Source organism: Streptomyces sp. WM6386 (genome assembly GCF_000972385.1).
In the GTDB taxonomy this organism is placed as follows: domain Bacteria; phylum Actinomycetota; class Actinomycetes; order Streptomycetales; family Streptomycetaceae; genus Streptomyces.
The window spans coordinates 1-1,132 of sequence record NZ_JXTE01000206.1 but is presented as its reverse complement, the minus strand read 5'-3'; the positions used below and the strand labels follow the sequence as shown (position 1 = coordinate 1,132).

The window sequence follows — 1,132 nt, the reverse complement described above, 5'->3', positions numbered from 1 at the left end:
AGGCCGGGGTACAGCGGGTGCTTGTCGGCCAGCGTCTTGACCCGGGTCTTGAGGGCTTCGACGTCGTAGGACGGCTTCAGCGCGGCGGCGATCACGTCGGCGACCTCGGTGAAGTCCTCGGCGGTGAAGCCGCGGGTCGCCAGCGCGGGGGTGCCGATGCGCAGGCCCGACGTCACCATGGGCGGGCGCGGGTCGTTGGGGACGGCGTTGCGGTTGACCGTGATGCCGACCTCGTGCAGCCGGTCCTCGGCCTGCTGTCCGTCCAGCTCCGACTCACGCAGATCCACCAGGATCAGGTGGACGTCGGTGCCGCCGGACAGCACGTTGACACCGGCCTCGCGGGCGTCCGCGGCCGTCAGCCGCTCGGCGAGGATCCGCGCGCCTTCCACGGTACGCGCCTGGCGCTCCTTGAACTCCTCGCTCGCGGCGACCTTGAAGGACACCGCCTTCGCGCGGCGATCACATGCTCCAGCGGGCCGCCCTGGAAGCCCGGGAAGACGGACGAGTTCAGCTTCTTGGCGAAGGCCTGCTTGGCCAGGATGATGCCGCCGCGCGGCCCGCCGAGGGTCTTGTGGGTGGTGGAGGTGACCACGTCCGCGTGCTCGACCGGGTTGGGGTGCAGTCCTGCGGCGACCAGGCCGGCGAAGTGCGCCATGTCCACCCACAGGAACGCCTCGACCTCGTCGGCGATCCGGCGGAACTCGGCGAAGTCCAGCTGCCGGGGGTAGGCGGACCAGCCGGCGATGATGACCTTGGGGCGGTGTTCCTTGGCGAGGCGTTCGACCTCGGCCATGTCGACCAGGCCGGCGTCGTCCACGTGGTAGGCGACCACGTGGAACTGCTTGCCGGAGAAGTTGAGCCGCATGCCGTGGGTGAGGTGGCCGCCGTGGGCCAGGTCCAGGCCCAGGATGGTGTCGCCGGGGGAGGCCAGCGCGAACAGTGCGGCCTGGTTGGCGGAGGCACCGGAGTGCGGCTGGACGTTGGCGTACTCGGCGCCGAACAGGGCCTTGACCCGGTCGATGGCGATCTGCTCGGCGACGTCGACGTGCTCGCAGCCGCCGTAGTAGCGCCGGCCCGGATAGCCCTCGGCGTACTTGTTCGTCAGGACCGAGCCCTGGGCCTCCATCACCGC

1 pseudogene is annotated in these 1,132 nt (G+C 70.7%); it reads right to left on the bottom strand.

The window, feature by feature from the left end:
- Positions 1-1,126, bottom strand: a pseudogene (gene glyA / locus TN53_RS40760) (serine hydroxymethyltransferase); the annotation flags it as partial.
- Between the last annotated feature and the right edge of the window lie 6 nt (positions 1,127-1,132).